Here is a 17,560-nt window from a genome sequence, read left to right on the forward strand (position 1 = left end):
ATTTTATATATTTAACATTCTTTGTGTGGCTTTAATTGCAGATACTGTTTGATCCGAATCTAGCCCTCTTGTTATAAATCTTTTATGGTCGTTTTCCCAAGTTATAATAGTTTCACACAAGGCATCAGAAGTACTTCCTGGCGGAATTCTAACTGCGTAATCTACTAACTTTGGCAATATCATTTTTTTCTTTTTATACAATTTTTTTAAGGCATTCATAAAAGCATCAAACTGACCATCACCTTGCGCATGTTCTTCGTAAGCATTACCATCAATTTTAACTAAAACAGTTGTTGAAGGTTTTAATCCTTTTGAATGCGTAAGTACATACGACTCAATAGTAATGCGTTCTTGATATAAATTACTATTTAATACATCAGAAATAATGTACGGTAAATCTTCTTTGGTAACCAATTCTTTTTTATCACCCAATTCAATAATACGTTGGGTAACTTTCTTTAAATCTTCATTATTTAAAGTTAGCCCTAATTCTTGAAGATTCTTTTCAATATTCGCTTTTCCTGATGTTTTTCCTAATGCGTATTTACGTTTTCTCCCAAAACGTTCAGGCATTAAATCGTTAAAATACAGGTTGTTTTTATTATCACCATCTGCGTGAATACCCGCAGTTTGTGTAAACACATTATCACCAACAATTGGTTTGTTTGATGGAATTCTAACTCCTGAAAAAGTTTCTATTAACTTACTTACAGAATATAATGAAGTTTCTTTTACTGACACTTCAATTTCATCTTTAAAGAAATCGTTAATTACAGCAACAACACTTGCTAAAGGTGCATTTCCAGCGCGTTCACCCATTCCATTCACAGTTAAATGAACACCTTTTGCACCTGCATATAATGCCTCCATTACGTTTGCAACGCTTAAATCATAATCATTATGCGCGTGAAAATCGAAATGAATATTTGGGTATTTAGCAGTTATTTTTGAAACAAATTCTTTAGTTTCTGCAGGCGTTAACACACCCAAAGTATCTGGTAATAATATTCTGGCAACAGGTTGTGTTACTAAAAAATCTAAAAATTGAAATACATATGCTTCAGAATTTCGCATTCCATTACTCCAATCTTCTAAATACACATTTGTTGTAATTCCTTCTTTTTGCGCTAAATCAATTACTTCTTTTATTTCAGCAAAATGTTGTTCTGGTGTTTTTTTTAGTTGATGTGTTAAATGATTTAAAGAACCTTTGGTTAATAAATTTTGAACTTTTGCACCAGCACCTTTCATCCATTGTATCGATTGGCCTCCATCAACAAAAGTTAACATTTCAACCTTATTAATATGTCCATATTTTGATGCCCAATCTGTAATGTTTTTTACTGCCTGAAATTCTCCTTCTGATACTCTTGCCGAGGCTACTTCAATTCTATCAATATGTAGTTCTTCTAATAGTAATTTTGCAATTGTTAATTTTTCTGCAGAAGAAAAAGAGACTCCTGAGGTTTGTTCACCATCACGGAGTGTGGTGTCCATTATTTCTATTTTCCTTTTTTGCATCTTTTATAAATAAGATTATTGTCATTTCGAGCGCAGTCGAGAAATCCTTTTTTCTAAATTGTTAAACATTTCGACTGCGCTCAATGTGACAATTTAATCATTTAATTTTTTACTAAAACGGCCTGTTTTCAGCAAATTCCTGAATTTCAGCTTTCATTTTTGTTAAATAATCTATATCATCAAAACCATTGATCATATTTTGTTTTTTATAGTCATTTATTTCAAAAGATTCTTGCGCACCAGTTGCTAATAACGTGATGGTTTGTTTTGGCAAATCAATCTCTAATTCTGTTGCTGGATTTGCTTCAATTGCTTTAAATATTTTATCTAAAAAACCTGCACTAACTTGAACTGGAAGTACGCCAATGTTTAAACAGTTACCTCTAAAAATATCGGCAAAAAAGCTTGAAACAACGCATCTAAATCCGTAATCATACACTGCCCAAGCAGCATGTTCTCTTGATGAACCTGATCCAAAGTTTTTACCTCCTACTAATATTTTTCCTTTATAAATTGGGTTGTTTAATATAAATTGTTCTTTTGGAGTATTGTCTGAATTATATCTCCAATCTCTAAATAAATTATCACCAAATCCTTTACGTTCTGTTGCTTTTAAAAAACGTGCTGGTATAATTTGATCAGTATCTACATTTTCAATTGGTAATGGTACTGCGGTACTTTTTAATATTTGAAATTTATCGTATGCCATGTGTTTAGTTTTTAGTTCTTGGTTTTTAGTTGTTAGTTCTCTTAAACAAGTAAAACCTAAACATTTAATTTTTAAATTTTAAATCTTTCAATTACAAAAGTGTTCTCGGATCTGTTACAACACCTGTAACTGCAGTTGCAGCAGCAACTAACGGACTTGCTAATAACGTTCTTGATCCTGGACCTTGGCGCCCTTCAAAGTTTCTGTTTGATGTACTTACTGCTACTTTTCCAGCAGGAACTTTATCATCATTCATTGCTAAACACGCAGAACATCCTGGCTCGCGCAATACAAATCCAGCTGCTGTAAAAATATCTAACAAGCCTTCTTCTTTTATAGCCGCTTCAACAACGTGCGATCCTGGTACTAGCCAAGCGGTAATGTTATCGGCTTTTTTTCTTCCTTTTACAATAGAAGCGAACGCTCTAAAATCTTCAATTCTTCCGTTGGTACAACTTCCAATAAACACGTAATCAACTGGTTTTCCAATCATTGTGTCACCTTCTGCAAACCCCATATAATCTAATGATTTTTTGTAGGTTGCAACACCGCCTTCAACATCTTCAGCTTTTGGAATATTTTGAGAAATACCTGTTCCCATACCTGGATTTGTTCCATAAGTAATCATTGGTTCAATATCGCTTCCATCAAAAGTTAATTCTTTATCAAAAACTGCATCCGCATCGGTAGTTAATGTTTTCCAATAGTCCATTGCTTTATCCCAAGCAGCACCTTTTGGCGTATATAAACGATCTTTTATATACTCAAATGTTTTTTCATCAGGTGCAATAATTCCGCCTCTTGCGCCCATTTCAATACTTAAATTACATACGGTCATACGACCTTCCATAGTCATTTGCTTAAATACGTCACCTGCATATTCAACAAAATAACCTGTTGCACCCGAAGTTGTTAATTTAGAAATAATAAACAACGCAACATCTTTTGGTGTTACTCCAAAGCCAAGTTCGCCCGTAATATTAATTCGCATTTTTTTAGGTTTTGGCTGCATAATACACTGCGATGAAAGTACCATTTCTACTTCTGAAGTACCAATACCAAAGGCAATTGCACCAAAAGCTCCGTGTGTAGATGTGTGCGAGTCTCCACAAACAATAGTTGCGCCTGGTAATGTAATTCCGTTCTCTGGACCTACAACGTGCACAATTCCATTTTTTTGATGTCCTAATCCCCAGTGAGAAATTCCGTATTCGGCAGAATTTTCTTCTAATGCTTTTAATTGATTTGCCGATAAAGGGTCTTCAACTGGTAAATGTTGATTTATGGTTGGTGTATTATGATCGGCTGTAGCAAAAGTTCTTTCTGAAAATAAAACTGTATTATTTCTGCTTTTTAATCCTAAAAAAGCAACAGGACTTGTAACTTCATGTATCAAATGTCTATCAATAAACAACACATCTGGTCCGTCTTTAATTTTACGAACTACGTGTGAATCCCATACTTTGTCAAATAATGTAGTGCTCATTTATCTTTTTTTATTGTATTTACTTCTTAATTAAATTTAAAAACGTTGCAAATTTAAAAAAAGCTAAAAAGAACCTACGTTGAATAATTAATATATACGATACCCAAAAGTAGTTTTATTAACTTTTCACTTTTACTGAATTCTGTTATGCTATTAAACAACACGTTTTTTAGTGTTTTAAAAAATTATAGAATTAACTTTTAAGAAGTTTGTTTAAATATTTTTCAAATTGATTATTTCATATATTTTACCGTAGTTAATCCTTAAGAATTATATACCATTCAATAAAAACCTATTTTTAATACATTTTTAATAGGCACAATAATTTATAAATGAATTTTAAATTTTTGCCTTTCTTATAAAAATCAAACTATTATTGCGTAAAAACAGGGTTATTTCTTTTAAAATGATACTACGATATTCAAAAAAAAACACTTGAGTTTCATTTATTATTTTTATCAAAAAAATAACAAATTATGCATATTCGTGTATTCTATGACAAAAGTTATTTAATTACAGTTTCAATTTTTTAATTTTAGCCCATTAAAAAACATATTATGAGCCAGATTATCACTTTTGGAGAAATACTTATGCGTTTATCTCCTCAAGGCAACAAAAAATTTATTCAATCTAATTTATTGGAATTTTATTTTGGAGGAACCGAAGTAAATGTTGGTATTTCTATCGCAAACTTTGGTGGAGATGTAAAACATATTAGTTGTATATCTAATGATTTTGTTGGAGATACCGCAAAATCATATCTTCAAAAATTTGGAGTAGATACCTCTGCAATTGTAAGATCTAATCGCCCATTAGGCGTTTATTTTTTAGAAGTTGGAGCGGTAATGCGCCCAAGCACTATATCTTATAACAGATCTCATTCCTCTTTTTCTGAAATTCAACCATCTATGGTAAATTGGGAAACCTCTTTAGAAGGTGGAAAATGGTTTCATTGGACAGGTATTACTCCGGCACTTTGCAAAGGCGGTTATGAAACATTAAAAGAAGGTTTAATTTTAGCCCGTAAAAAAGGAATGACAGTTTCTGCCGATCCAACCTATAGAAAAGGATTGTGGAAATATGGTGAAGATGCAAAAGATGTGCTTAGTGATTTATTAAATTATTCTACCATTTTTATTGGTGGAGTTAATGAAATAAATGAAGTTTTAGGAACAAACTATAGCTACTCTGAAGAAGATTTTATTGAGGCCAGCAAACAATTGATGCAAAAATTCCCATCTATAGAAAAGGTTTTTGATAAAATTAGAACTGCTGTAAATTCCTCATGGAATAAAATTAGAGCTAGAATGTGGAATGGTAAAGAATTTAGGGAAACCCAAGATTTAGATATTACCCATATTATTGATAGAATTGGAACTGGCGATGCTTTTGCAGCTGGTTTAATTTATGGATTACAACATTTTGATGATTACAAATCTATGGAATTTGCAAGTGCATCAAGTGCTTTAAAACACACGTACGAAGGCGATGTTAACTTTTCTTCGGTGGATGAAGTTATGAATATTTTAGAAGGAAATATCTCTGGCAGACTTAACAGGTAATTTTAAAGAGGTTGGTTGAAATTTGAAAATTACACCAACCTCTTTATTAATTTAAAGTCTTTTAATTTTTAGCATCGTAGAAATTTTTCAACACATAAAAAGCTTTTTTCTTTTGCCCATCTTCAGAAATTAAGCCTTTTCTGTTATATCCATCTTGAATTTTTGGCAATACTCTTCTTGGCGATTTAAAATCTACTAAAATCCAAGGTGAAAAACCTTGTAATTGCTCAATACCTTCTAACATTTTTAACGTTTGGATATAAACATCTTCTTGGTATTCTTCTGTCCAACGCGTTAATTTATCGCCGTGTAAACCAACTTTAGCACCAGCACCAAATTCAGAAATTAAAACAGGTTTATTTTGCGTTATTTTCCAAGTAATTTGCCCACACTTTTCTGGCAAACCATCATACCAACCAACGTATTGGTTAAAACTAAGTACATCAACAACATCTGCAAAAGAATCATGAATAGTTCTCACAGAAGAATCTCCTTGATAATTTGATTGCTCTAAAGCGGCACTAATTAATCTGGTTGGATCTAATGCTCTAGTATGTTTTGCTAAGTTAGTAAGGAAAATATTACGAGGTTCACTGGTTGGCGTTTCATTTGCCATAGACCAAATAATAACTGAAGCTCTGTTTTTATCTCTATTGATAACTTCAGATAATTGATTTTCGGCATTTTTATACGTTTCTTTATTATCCCAAGCTATCGTCCAATAAACAGGGTTTTCTTCCCAAACCAATATTCCCATTTTATCTGCTAGACGAACCATGTGTTCGTTATGCGGATAATGTGCCAAACGCACATAATTACAGCCTAATTCTTTTGCCCAATTTAACAATTGTTGTGCATCTTCAACAGAATAACCTCTTCCTCCTCTTATTGGACTTTCTTCATGAATAGATATTCCTTTTAAAAATATTTTTGAATCGTTTAAATGAATTTCTTGTCCGTTGGTTTTAATCGTCCTAAAACCAATTTGATCTTTTAATTCATCATCACCAAATTTTAAAATAACATCATACAAATACGGGTTTTTGGTTGACCAATAATTTATTTTTTTTGAATATAATGCAATAGCAGCCTTACCTTTTGCGTCTGTTACAACTTTTGTTTTAATTTTAAGTGCAGGAATTGTTATAAACACTTCTTTGTTAGCAATATTAGTACCGTTCAGTTGCACAAAACCTTTTATTTGTTGCTTATTTTCAGGATTTAATTGAATAAAATAATCTTGAATAAAGTTGGCTGAAGTTTCAATAAGTTTTACATCTCTAGTAATTCCTCCATAATTAAACCAATCGGTATTAAGGGTTGGTACAGCTTCTTTTTTACGTTTATTATCAACTTTTACTACTAAAAAATTATCAGATTCTTTCAATAAATCTGTAATTTCAAAATTAAACGGCGTAAAACCTCCAATATGTTTCCCTAACTTTTTCCCGTTGAAATATACATCGGCTTGGTAATTTACTGCTTCAAAATATACAAAAACACGGTTTGTTTGATTGGTTTTTACAAAGTCGAATGATTTTTTATACCAAACTGTACCTTCATAGTAATATAAATTTTCTTTTTGCGTATTCCAATCACTTGGCACTTCAATAACGTCAGATAAATCAAAATCATACTCAATTAAATCGGTCTTATCTTTTGGTTTAGCATTTGTAAAAAAAGCACCATTCGCTGGATTTTCTTGATTTTCAAAAGGCTCGTAACGGTAATTATAGAAACCATTTTCATAAGGATCAACAATATAATTCCAATCGCCATTTAAACTTTTAACGGTTCTATTATATGTATTTACTATTAAATTTTCTTGAGCATTTAATTGAAAAAATGCTGAAAAAACACTTATAAAAAAAAGTGTGATTCTATTTATTTTAAACATTTTATATTGATTTTACTATTTTAATTTTATAAACTATTGTATGCTGTTGACAACCAATTCATTCGTTCTGTATACCAATTTTTTAAGTGATTTACTTCTTCTTGATATGTGTTGTAAACCACAGGATTTGGCCATACATAATTACCTAAAACATTCCATTTTGCATCATTTTCATCTTGAGCATATTTCAAATAATTAGCATAAAAATCCATTTTATTTAAAATAAGATTTTGATTGCTTTTAAAATAACTAAAACGAGATTTCACTTTATTTACAAATACTGGATCTTGAAAAAGACGCGCATACCATTTATGATCTTTTACCCAAAAACCCGTTGGATTTGTAGCCTCTGAATAGTTAACATTTCCAAAGGCTAAATCAAAATCCCAAAGTGGTCCCATTTTAATTTTTTCGCCTGGCATTACATTTAAAAAGATACTTGAAAAATCTCTAGAATCTTGATTTTTAGTAATTTCACTTATTAAATACCAATCAATAAAACTATCTACATCAATATATTTAGCATAGCCTGTTGTTGGATTTTTAAAATCGGAACTTTTTAAAACCAATTCAAATTCATTCACTAAATCTTTCACATAATTATATTCACTACTATTATATTCTAAATCTGGTTCTTTTATATTTATTAAAAAATCATTGGTTCTAAAATATACATCCTCTGGGTCTAATCTTTCCAACTGATCAATTTCTAATAAATAACCAGTATCGCCTAAATTTACTCTATTACTACTTTCTTCTACTTTTTGAGAAATATTATATGTACCTACATATTCATTATTTACAAAAACTTCTGCAAATTCTGATTTTGGTGTCCAGTCTAAATTACTTAAGTATCCCATTTCAAAAGCAATTTTATTACGCATCAACGTTTTGTCAGAATATTCTGCTAAAAAAATCCATTTTTTATCTTTTGGCATTCCTAAAACTTCTGTTTTATCACTCAATTTCATTTGATATGGTTTTTTAGGATGTATCGACCAGGTTGAATTTCCTCTCCCTCTAATTTCCATTTCAGATGACTCTATGGCGCTAAAATTACGCACACCATTTACTTCAAAAAAACCATCAACTTCAACATCTTTAGAATCAATTGGTACATTGCCAACTGTATTTACATATACAATTGGTAAACCTGTAAAATAGGTAACATCAACTTCATAATCTTGCGCTCTTCCATCAGTAGTTTTAACTGTAAAAGTTACTTTGTTTGTAAAATCATTGGCTGTAATTCCTGCATCTTGAACAGTATTATTTACTTCAACTTCTAAACCATTTTGAATATATGAAGCAACTAAATTTTTAATATCTACAGTATAAGGAACTCTTCCTTTAAACGTATTTCCTTCTTTATTTAAATAAACATCGCCAGAAAGATTCGGATTATTTGCTTTTAAAAAAGCAAAATCAATCATTTCTGTTCCTTCCTCTATTGGCTGAACTTTAGGTTCATTATCACTGCATGAGGTTAAATATAATGCTGTAATTAAAAATAGTATTTGAACTGATTTTAGTAATATTTGGGTTTTAAAATTTTTCATAATGGCATCCTACATAAGGATATATTTTATTATTTATTATTTGAATTTTTGTAATACACTTTGTGCTTTAATACGTCTTTTGAATTTGGGCCAACTTGTACTTCAAAATCACCATCTTCAACAATCCATTTATTATCAATTCCAACATTTTCAAAATCTTTGGTTGATAAAATAAATTCAACAGTTTTTACCTCATTCGGTTGTAAAAGAATCTTATTAAAACGAACCAATTTTTTAGAATCTGGCGACACTGTTGCTACTACATCTTTTAAATACACTTGAACCGTTTCTTTACCTTCTCTTGCTCCACTATTTTTTACATCAATTGACACTTTTAAGTTTTCTTTTCCAATAACTGTGTCTTTACTAATTTTTAAATTTTCATATTTAAAATTGGTATATGAAAGTCCAAAACCAAAATTAAACTGCGTATAAAAACCATCATAACCCCAATTTACATCTCTGATATCTGTTTTTTTATGATAGTACGTTACTGCGTTTCCAGAATACATTGGATACGTATATGGTAATTTTCCACTTGGATTGATGTTTCCAAAAATCACATCAGAAATAGCTCTTCCACCTTCTTGACCTGGTAAATATCCCATTATAATTCCATCAACCAATGGTTCAATTTCCTTTATAATTCTTGGTCTGCCTTGCACCATTACCAAAATAATTGGTTTTCCTGTTTTGGCTAATTTTTTCACTAAATCTTGTTGTGCTTTTGGCAAGTCTAGTTCATTAATATCTGATGGTTTTTCTGATGCTGGAATTTCACCAACGCACACCACAATATAATCGGCAGTTTTAGCTTTTAATACTGCTTTATCAGAATTTATATCCTCTAAATAATCTGTTCCTTCAACAAAATCTACATTTTGCGCTCCAACTTGTTTTTTAATAGCCTGCAGAATTGTAAGCTTACTTGGATCGTTATAAATGGTATCTCTTCCTAAAAAAGAGCGTGACCAAGCACCGTTTAAAACATTTATAGAATTTGCAGCATAACCAGTTACCAATATTTTTTTATTAGCTGAAAGCGGTAACACATCATTTTTATTTTTTAATAAAGTAATAGATTCACTGGCTGTTTGATAATTTACTGCAATGTGTTTTTCACTACCAAAATCTGGGTATTCATTTGGATTATTATATGGTTTTTCAAAAAGATTTAAATAAAATTTTAAACGTAAAACTCGCGTAACAGCATCATCAATTCTATCTTTTGATATTTCACCTTTTTCAACTAAATCTACTATCAAATCAACCACATTCGCATCATACGGGTTCATTAACAAATCAATTCCAGCATTTACAGCTAATTTGGTAGCTTCGCGCATATCTTTAGCCGATTCATGTGCTACAACTAAAAACTCAACATCACTAAAATCGGAAATTACAACCCCTTTAAAATTTAATTGTCCTTTTAAAATATCGGTGATATAGCGCTTGTTTAAATGACAAGGAATCCCATTTACAGAATTAGAACTAATCATTACTCCCATTGCCCCATTTTCAATTGCTTTTTGAAAAGGTGGCAAATAGTATTGATACAAACTGTTTTCTGGAATAATAGCATTTGCTCTATCTTTTCCATTTCTTCCAGCGCCATAGCCAATAAAATGTTTTACACAAACTGCAGTACTTGTTGAATTTTGTAAGCCTTTTTCTTGCGAACCTGCAATGTAAGCATTGGTCATTTCTGAAATTAAATACGGATCTTCTCCAAAACTTTCAGCAATTCTACCCCAAAGCGGATTCATAGCAACATCGGCATTTGGATTGAAATTCCAAGGAAGTGATCCTGCTCTAGATTCATACGATGTTATTTCGGCTCCTAATTTAGACAGTTTAGTATTCCAAGTTGCAGCAACACCAATTTGATGTGGAAATATTACAGAGCCATTTACATAATTAGCACCATGAATATTATCAATACCATATAAAACAGGTATTCCTAAACGTGTTTTTTGCATTGCAGAATCCTGAATTTTTTTAACGAGTTTAAACCATTCTGCTCTTTCTGCAGGATATTGTGGTGTGTTGTGAATTGACCCAACTGCATAATCAATAATAAATTTTTTGAATTTTTCTTCATCAAAATTTACGCTATCTCTTACATCCCAATATTCACCTTTTAAAATTGATGGCAATCCAATATTTAGCATTTGGCCTGCTTTTTCTTTTAAAGTCATTTTTGAAATTAACTCATGTATTTTAGCTTCCGTTTCTACATATTGCAAATCACTTACCTTAACACCACTATTGATTGGCTTATCATTTTTATCACAACTAATAATAACCATTATTATTAAAATTATTTGGGTTACTTTCTTCATTTACGTATAATTATATTCTAAATATTTTTTTAATCTACTTTAAAATTTAAAGCTTTAGTATATCCTTTATTCACAAAATTATTTTTGTACAAACTATTTTCTAAATATTGATTTAAAGCTTTTTGCACTTTTACAATATCTGGCCTGTTTTCTCTCACTTTTGCATATGTAGAACGATCACTTTTGGCATATTCAGTAATTAAATGATAATTTTCTGGTTCCTTAAAATTCATAATTCCACGTGTGTTATTCATTTTTTTATAAGGCCAAAAACACCAATTAATAGCGTGCTTATCTAATAACAATCTAAAATCCATAACCCACTCATCTGTATTTTCACCAGTTTCACCAATATAAATTGGCACATTGTGTTTTTCTCTAAAATCTAAATAAACTTGTATAGCTTCTTGATTTACATCAAACCAATATTTATGAAATTCATATACTACATTATCATCAACCAACTCTTCAAAAACATCAAAATTTCCACTCCAATTAGAGCCATTTAAAAAAATGATATGTTTTTGATCTACTGCACGAACTTCTTTAATTATACGGTTATATAGCAAATACAGTTGATGATTTAGTTCATCTAATTCATCATTAAAATAATGCGCAATTGGCTCGTTAACAATATCATAGCCAATAACTACTGGCTCGTCTTTGTATTTTTTAGCTATATCTACCCAAATTTTTGTCATTAAATCTTGAGACGATTTACTTTTAAACAAATACGGATAGCCATAACTATCATCAATATTATCACCTGTTTGTCCGCCAGGAGCACAATGCATATCCAATAAAACATACAATTGTTCTTCTCTGCACCAATCAATTAATCTATCAAAATATTTAAAACCAGCGTTTCTTTCACCCATATACAAATCATCGGTAAACATTTTATAATGAAAAGGTAATCGTAAATGATTAACACCAATACTTTTTAAGTATTTTATATCATCGTGTGTAATATAATTATCTAAAAAGCCTTTCCAAAAAACTTGTAAACTATCTGGGCCCACTAACTCGTATAGTAATTCATCTATTTTACGAGGAGAGTTTACTTGTTCCATTTTAAACATATAGCCTTCTGGCACTAACCAATTTCCAAGATTAGTTCCTTTTAAAAAGATTTCATTTCCCTTTTCATCCACTAATTTTGTGCCTTTTGTTTTAATAAAACTTAACGTGTTTATTACTTTGTTTTCAGGTTTTTTTTGAGGAACCTTGTTACAAGAAATGCCCATTGAAATAAATACAATTGCTATTAAAACGTTTATAAGATTTTTCATTTTTATTATTTTTGTTTATTTACCTTCTTTAATATTTAATTCAATCATTGGTATATACCATACATCTTTTTGAAGATCTACTCCTCCACCCATTTCTTCTTCAACAACTCTATCAACAATACCAATACCTATTTTTGCCATTTCATTAAAAGTATATATCCCATTGTTTGGAAAATTGGTTCTGGTTCTATGAATATTAAACGTATTGGAGAATTTTTTTTGAAAAGTATTTTCAATTCCTTCTTTTCCCATCATAAACCCTAAAAGTCCACCCCAAGTTGCAGTTGGATTGTCAGAATCCCAACCAGCTAAAGTTCCTATTTTAATTGTTTCTTTTAAATCTCCTTCGCCATATAATAAACTAATAATACTCGATCCAAAATTAATTCCTGCAGCAAAACAACCGTTGCAATACAAGTTTTTTGAAGTAATTGTATAACCGTCTTCTTGTTTTACTTGATATCTTTGATAAAGTTCATCTCTTGTTTGCTCCCAAGGAATATTTAACGTGTAATTATTCTTTACAAAATCGTACATTTTAGCAGCATACGATTTGTTTGGCAATCTTTTACGAGCTTCATTTGCCATCCATAAAATTTGATCTTTTATTGGCTGATTTTCATCAACATACGATGCTAAAGAATACATAATAACATAAAATTCTGAAATCCACTCTGCATTTTCACGTGCTGTAGTTTGGATAGGAAGTTTTGCCATTTTTAAGGCTATATCAGGTCTAGAAGGTGCAAAAAAACCAAATATTTCTGTAGTTAACTGCGCATCAATCATTTCATAATGCTCATTGTTTATTGGAAGACTTGTATTTGGCGGTAGCATTCCTTCATTCATTAAATCAAAAGCTTTTTGGTTTGATACCCATAAATAATTCTCTTCTTCTAATTTAATATGCTTTAACCAGCCTTCTCTAATTTGTTTGCCAGTTAATATGCTTGTTTTATTACTTTGTAATAAGTGTTGGTACATAAATTCAATATCAGTATCATCATCAGAACCCCAAACACTATCATTCTTGGCAAAAACAAAATCTATTGTTGGCGACAAATTGCTTGGCACTCCTTCACCCCAAATACTTGGATGATCTGGTTTTCCCCAATCATCTCTGGTATAAAAATCACCTGTTTTAATAGCACCAATATTGCCAATTTTATCCATTTCAGTCACTAAGCCTGTCCAATTACCTATACATTCTCCAAGCCAAAAACCGTATAATTTATTCAAATATTTGGATCGAGAAATTACTTTATCAGTAGGTTTAGGAACGTAATTATTGTAACCTGTTTTTGATTCTAATATTATTTTAGTTTGTGATTTCTCTTTACATATTTTTTCAACTTCATTTAATAAAATAGGAAATGCTGGTTGTGCCATATTATGTCCGTAACCACCTAATTCATGAAGTGTTGTTTTGGTATGACCAACAATTTTCATCATACGCATTAGGTAGGCATTTTCTTCATATCTCCCTAATAATTCTAATTCTCTATCTCCAGTAATCAACAATAATGGTGGTGCATCTGCGCGTACGTGATACAATGGTGCTAAATCATCAATAATAGCTTGGGTTCCTGGAATTCCACGTTCTTCTCTAACCGTAAAATGCGTTATTGCATGACCACTAAAAGGAATGATTCCTGCAATTGCATTGGCATCAATATTATGTTTAGCAAGCCACTTTTTATCCAAACCAATCATACTTGCTAAATAACCACCTGCTGAATGTCCTGAAACAAATATCAACTGATTATTACCTCCTAATTTTGCAATATTATTGAAGGTCCAAGCTACTGCAGCTGCAGCATCTTCTATATATGCTGGTGCTTTTACTTTTGGAAACAACCTATAATTAATACCAATAATGGCAACGCCTTTATTTTTTAATTCCTCAGGAATTTCTTTTTGAAAACTTGTTAATCCACCTCCATGAATCCACACTATGGTTGCAAAGTTTTGAATGTTTTTTGGGTAGTAGATATCTAATACACAACGCTCATTAATATACGTATCTGTTTTATTTATCGAATCGTTATAATAGTGTACATTTTGCTTTAATTCGTAGGTAATTTGTTGTCCAAAAACAGACAAACCGATTAAAAAAACTGCTAAAACATGAATAATCCGTTTCATTATTTACTTGGTTTAAATTTTAACAATCTTTAAGTTTATTGGTTCTGACACACCAATTTTTGCGTTATAAACTCCAGATGCTTCCCCAGCTAATGAAATTGAAACCTTACCATTAATAACAGCATAATTACCATTTAAAATTAAGTTTCCTTGCATATTATAAATTGCAATTTGAACTTGATTTTGACTAAATGGTAAGGTAATTTCAAAATTCTCACTTGTAGGATTTGGGAATGCTTTTATTTCATCGAAGAAATTAATTTTTTTTGTTATAATGCCTTCACAGGGAATTGCAGTTTTTACCTGAATAACATCACCTTGTTGTATATTAATGTTAAATTGTGTTGCGGATGTGTCAAAAGCTTTTTGATTATTAACAAATACATTGTATGGAGCGGTTCCTTTATCAATCTCTACTTCAACACTTTTAGAATTAATAACGCTTACTTTTCCTGAAACCGATTTCCCTTTTGAAATTTCAAATGTATAGCATTGTTGAGTTGTTTCTCCAACTACTGAAACACACAAATCATAAGTACCTGGTGCTAAATTATTATAAATTTTAGTGAGTGCAAAAGTAGAAGCTACGCCATTTAATGTTGCTTTGTAAACACCCTGATCTTTTGCTGTGATAACTAATTGTCCGTTTTTTTTATTTTCACAAGTTTCACCTACCGTTTTAATATCGAAACTTGTTGAAGGCGCTGTGTTGTTTGAAATTGAAATCCAATTAATGTTAAAGCCTGCATCTTTTATCACCATTTTTAGCAGATGTTCTCCTGCTTCTAAATCAATTGTTGAAGTAATTGTTTGCCATTTTTGCCAACCACCAGTATTTGGAGTATTTAAAGTTGCTTTTAGTTGATTGTCTACTAAAAAATCAATTTTCCCAGTATCTGAGCCTGCAATTCTTGTTGAAATAGTATAAGTTCCTGTTGTGGTAACATTAATTTTGTAAGAAGCCCAATCATTATTCTCGGCCCATCCTAAGTTTAAAAAACCATCTGTATCTTCAGTAATTTCAGCGAATAACCCAGACATTAAATAGTATTCCTCGGCTTCAATTTTACCTGGAATTTGAAATTTGTAGTTAGGATCATACACAGGAATTTTCATATAAATTTCGCCTAACTCCGTTAGCTCTCCATTAGCACCATACAAATCAATATAAGGATATGCATTTTGTCCAGAATTAGTTCTACCTACAAACCAAGAATAACGATATATATCTGGATCTCTCTCCAAAAAATTTACAGTTCCTGCCAAATATTTTTTTTGTTCAGCTACATTTTGTACTGGATTAGAATAATCCCACGAAGCAAATTCTGTTACCCAAATTGGTTTGTTATATTTTCTGGCATCATTTACATAACCAACGATTGAATTTCCACTACCATACCAATGCAATGCTATAAAATCTACTTCACAATCTGTACAAGCTGCAAAAAAATCATCTAAATATGTAAAGGCATTTGTATAAGTTGTTCCATTTTCTGTCACACAATTTCCACAATAATTTACTGCAGGCCCAACAGTTTTTAAATTATAACTTTTAGCTATTGCTTGAAATGAAGGCCAAGCAGCAGCAGCTTGAGAAGGAGTCATATTTGCTTGATCTGTAAAATTAGGCTCATTAAAACCTAAAATATATTTTACTTTAGCATCTTGTCTTACCCAATTATTTACTGCAGGAATTCCTGTAGCATTCCAAGCCATTGGTGTAAAATCTACATTATAATTTTGGTAAGTTGTTCGAATTGCATTTTCTGGTTGAGCACCCCAATTGTACCACCAAGAAATATTTTCTGAGAATTTTTGCATATCATTTGCAGAGTGATATCCATAAGCTACTCCTCTTTTATAACTTTTATTTTGTGCATAGCAGTGTATAAAAAATAGCGATAAAATTACTGCAAATAATATTTTTTTTATAGGCATTATTATTTAATTAATTACACTCGTAAAATTTATTTAAATTGGTTTCTAAACTTACTTTTTATTGAATTTTTCCTTTATACTATAAAAAACTTCTTTTTTGTTTCTATCAATATCTACAATTCCCCAATATTCTTCGTTGGGCGTACCATCGTATGGAACACCACTGCTATTTGGCGCCCAACCTCCTGCATTATATTGATTATTATTGCCCGCTTTCCACAATTCATCATTAAAAGAAAAGAGTGCTACTCCAGCACAAATTTTATCATTTTCAAAAATGCTTTTTAAAATATTTTTTGTAGCATCGGCTTGTGCTTTTTCATTGACTCCTTTTGTGTATTGATCTTTTGAAATTGTCATATAACTATCAGCACCTGCTTCAGATAAATACATTGGTTTATTGCTTAAGTTTTCCCATTGATTAAAAATACTTTCAGGATTATCCCATCGATACACATTTAATCCCCAAATATCAATATTAGGATTTAATGAAATTACCTCAAAACTTGGCAACTCACCATGAGCAGTTGCTACCGGATGATTGGCATCATTTTTATGAATTAAATCAGCTGCAGCATTTAATGTATTATACCAATTATTAATATCGTTTTCAAACCATTCTGGGTGATAATTGTATTCGTTTCCAAGTTCCCAAAATAAAATAGCTTTATGATTTTTATAGGTATTGATATAGTTGATAAATGAACCAGAAAGAATATCAAAATAACCATTTTGATTGTAGCCAAAACCCATAATAACTTTAATGTTTGATGCTGCTATTTGGTTTAATACAGCGATATCATCAATTGGAGAATACACGCGAATAGTATTTATACCAGCTTCAACCATTAAAGCTAAATCTTGCGTTAAATTCTCAAAACTTCGTTCATTACTCCCTCTCGGAACTGGGTTATAGCAAACTCCCTTTATTTGATAGTTTTTATTGTTTAATACTATTTTTCTACCAGAAACTTTTACGATATCTTGATTGGTTTTTTCTTGACAACAAACTAATGTGCAATTTAATATCACAATAAAACCTAGAGTTATAACTGCTTTTAATTTTTTAATCATTTTAGAATTAAAATTATGATTACATGGCTTTAACG

11 protein-coding genes are annotated in these 17,560 nt (G+C 30.9%); 1 reads left to right on the top strand and 10 read right to left on the bottom strand.

The annotated features are described in order from the left end of the window. Positions 1-3 precede the first annotated feature (3 nt). From BM335_RS06765 to leuC, 3 genes are all read right to left on the bottom strand, one after another. Positions 4-1,521 (bottom strand): alpha-isopropylmalate synthase regulatory domain-containing protein, encoded by a 1,518-nt coding sequence (locus BM335_RS06765; protein ID WP_090224618.1) that lies wholly within the window; start codon positions 1,519-1,521, stop codon positions 4-6. A 112-nt stretch (positions 1,522-1,633) separates the two neighbouring features. After that, complete coding sequence (leuD, locus tag BM335_RS06770; RefSeq protein WP_090224621.1) at positions 1,634-2,230, bottom strand: 3-isopropylmalate dehydratase small subunit; 597 nt, start codon at positions 2,228-2,230, stop codon at positions 1,634-1,636. 91 nt (positions 2,231-2,321) lie between these two features. Continuing rightward, positions 2,322-3,716: a 3-isopropylmalate dehydratase large subunit gene (gene leuC / locus BM335_RS06775; RefSeq protein ID WP_090224623.1), complete on the bottom strand. Its 1,395-nt coding sequence runs from the start codon at positions 3,714-3,716 to the stop codon at positions 2,322-2,324. A 557-nt stretch (positions 3,717-4,273) separates the two neighbouring features. Here leuC and BM335_RS06780 point away from each other — a divergent pair. Further along, the gene (locus BM335_RS06780) at positions 4,274-5,278 is read left to right on the top strand and encodes a sugar kinase (protein ID WP_090224627.1); all 1,005 of its coding nucleotides are present in this window, start codon (positions 4,274-4,276) and stop codon (positions 5,276-5,278) included. Positions 5,279-5,339: 61 nt separating this feature from the next. On the opposite strand, the gene BM335_RS06785 is transcribed toward BM335_RS06780, so the two are convergent. The 7 genes from BM335_RS06785 to BM335_RS06815 are packed head-to-tail and all read right to left on the bottom strand — an operon-like array spanning position 5,340 to position 17,525. After that, positions 5,340-7,175: a glycoside hydrolase family 2 protein gene (locus BM335_RS06785; RefSeq protein ID WP_090224629.1), complete on the bottom strand. Its 1,836-nt coding sequence runs from the start codon at positions 7,173-7,175 to the stop codon at positions 5,340-5,342. Positions 7,176-7,201: 26 nt separating this feature from the next. Next, entirely contained in the window at positions 7,202-8,734 is a 1,533-nt protein-coding gene (locus tag BM335_RS06790) for a CotH kinase family protein (RefSeq protein WP_090224632.1), read from the bottom strand. Positions 8,735-8,763: 29 nt separating this feature from the next. Further along, positions 8,764-11,076, bottom strand: coding sequence for a glycoside hydrolase family 3 N-terminal domain-containing protein (locus BM335_RS06795; RefSeq protein WP_090224634.1), 2,313 nt, complete (start codon positions 11,074-11,076; stop codon positions 8,764-8,766). A gap of 29 nt (positions 11,077-11,105) precedes the next feature. Next, the gene (locus BM335_RS06800) at positions 11,106-12,368 is read right to left on the bottom strand and encodes a glycoside hydrolase family 5 protein (protein ID WP_245780625.1); all 1,263 of its coding nucleotides are present in this window, start codon (positions 12,366-12,368) and stop codon (positions 11,106-11,108) included. A gap of 15 nt (positions 12,369-12,383) precedes the next feature. Next, positions 12,384-14,513, bottom strand: coding sequence for an ADP-ribosylglycohydrolase family protein (locus BM335_RS15975; protein WP_317041027.1), 2,130 nt, complete (start codon positions 14,511-14,513; stop codon positions 12,384-12,386). A gap of 12 nt (positions 14,514-14,525) precedes the next feature. After that, on the bottom strand, positions 14,526-16,451 hold the full coding sequence (locus tag BM335_RS06810) for a glycosyl hydrolase (RefSeq protein ID WP_090224640.1): 1,926 nt from the start codon (positions 16,449-16,451) through the stop codon (positions 14,526-14,528). 51 nt (positions 16,452-16,502) lie between these two features. Then, positions 16,503-17,525, bottom strand: a complete 1,023-nt coding sequence (locus BM335_RS06815) for a glycoside hydrolase family 2 TIM barrel-domain containing protein (protein WP_143102392.1) — start codon at positions 17,523-17,525, stop codon at positions 16,503-16,505. Positions 17,526-17,560 lie beyond the last annotated feature (35 nt).

The sequence above is a fragment of the Lutibacter maritimus genome (genome assembly GCF_900116115.1).
In the GTDB taxonomy this organism is placed as follows: domain Bacteria; phylum Bacteroidota; class Bacteroidia; order Flavobacteriales; family Flavobacteriaceae; genus Lutibacter; species Lutibacter maritimus.